We start from the raw sequence: 1,740 nt of genomic DNA, 5'->3' as shown, positions 1-1,740 counted from the left end.
CTACGAGCTACGAGCTACGAGCTACGAGCTACGAGCTACGAGCTACGAGCTACGAGCTACGAGCTACGAGCTACGAGCTACGAGCTACGAGCTACGAGCTACGAGCTACGAGCTACGAGCTACGAGCTACGAGCTACGAGCTACGAGCTACGAGCTACGAGCTACGAGCTACGAGCTACGAGCTACGAGCTACGAGCTACGAGCTACGAGCTACGCTCGCTTCGATAAAGAAAGGCGGAAAAGTTCCTCAGCATCTGCGTTTCTACGAAGCCGCTGTAGGAGATTCTATGTTGTCCACCCCAGTCTTCATGAGGCAGGGGCCGGCTGATAGTCGGTGCCATTTTTCATAAGCGCGAAGGCGATGCGAACCAGTTTGCGCGCCAGGATGACTAACGCTTGGGTAGTTGCCAGCCCCCGGTCCAGATAAGCCTGATAGACCCCAGCCCAACGCTTGCTCCGGCGAGCGGCCATGGCCGCGCAGTAAAGCAGCCTGCGAGCTTCTGAGTCCCCTTTCTTGGTCAGTTTTCGCTTGCCGGTTTTGGTGCCTGAGTCTCTCACGTGAACGTCCATCCCCAGGAAGGCCACGAAGGCATCACTGTTCCTGAAGTCGCCCCTTAAGAAGGCCATGACCAGAGCGTAGGCGGTCAGATCGCCCACGCCCTCCAGGGCCTTGCACCGTTGCACCTGTTCGCTGAGCCCAGCGTCTCTTACCGTGTCGCGAAGGTGTTTCTGGATCTGTGCATCCAGCGTGTTGATCTGAGAGATCAACCTCTTCAAGCCCGCTTTGAGTAGCGGCTCTGCACCCAGGCTTTGCTGGATAATGGTTCGCGCCTTGACCAGTGCCGCACGGCGGCGCAGCAGGGTCTGCAGCGTCCGATACGCCTTGGGTGGCGGGCTCCAGCGGCGCAAGGCCCCTTTTTCATTTTGCAGATGGCGGGCAAGTAGCTGCGCATCAGAGGCGTCCGTTTTTGCGCGACCCCCTGTGCCCTTGCGGTAATGGTGGAGGCGAGAACCATCAATCACGTAGATGTGGTGGCCTTTACGGTGGGCCAGCTCAATGACATCCATGTGATAAGTGCCAGTGGCCTCGATGGCTATCTCGCAGAGGGAAGGCAGATCCTTGAGCCAAGCCCGAATGGCTTGGGGTGTGTTCTCAATGGAATAGGTCTGGCCCAGGAAATAGATGACCAACTCGGCCTTGGCCACGTCGATGCCGATAATGGAGGATTCTACTTGCATTGCCACTGAACAGCCCCTTGCGCTAGGTTACACATGCTTGTCGGGGCGCACCTGAACGCTGGCTTGCTAGGTATCGTCGGTCTGAGGTGCAACTCAGCCGATGGATTCTTTATCGGCGTATGAATAGGTGCGGGGTGGGGCCAAATCTCCTACCGTCTGTACCCTTGGGTCAGATGCTCCTTTGGTCCCTCCACCCCGGCAAGTCCTGCATGGTTGCAGGAAGAGCATTCAAACATACAAGCACCTCTCGAGGTGCGAACCGAGCGAAGCGAGACGACAACGCTTACGTTGCTCGCCTATCTTTTCTGAAACCTGTCGAGTGTTGATATTCCTGATCGTCATGCGGACGATTTCCGCGCTGGCGCGCGGTTCGCACCTCGAGAGGTGCTCCTACCGGGGGCTATAGCCAGACGGCGTTCCAGTACGGGTAATCTTTTAGCGAACGCACAAGGCCAGCCCGCAAAGGATTTGCGACGATATACCGCGCAATCTCCCGAATAT

General features: G+C 57.4%; 1 protein-coding gene. It reads right to left on the bottom strand.

What is annotated here, in order from left to right:
• Nucleotides 1–306: 306 nt before the first annotated feature.
• Complete coding sequence (locus A3730_RS12145; RefSeq protein ID WP_063519021.1) at nt 307–1,239, bottom strand: IS110 family transposase; 933 nt, start codon at nt 1,237–1,239, stop codon at nt 307–309.
• Nucleotides 1,240–1,740 lie beyond the last annotated feature (501 nt).

It is taken from the genome of Alcanivorax sp. HI0044 (assembly GCF_001634945.1).
The sequence above is the reverse complement of the archived record's forward strand: the minus strand, read 5'-3'. Positions and strand labels throughout refer to the sequence as shown.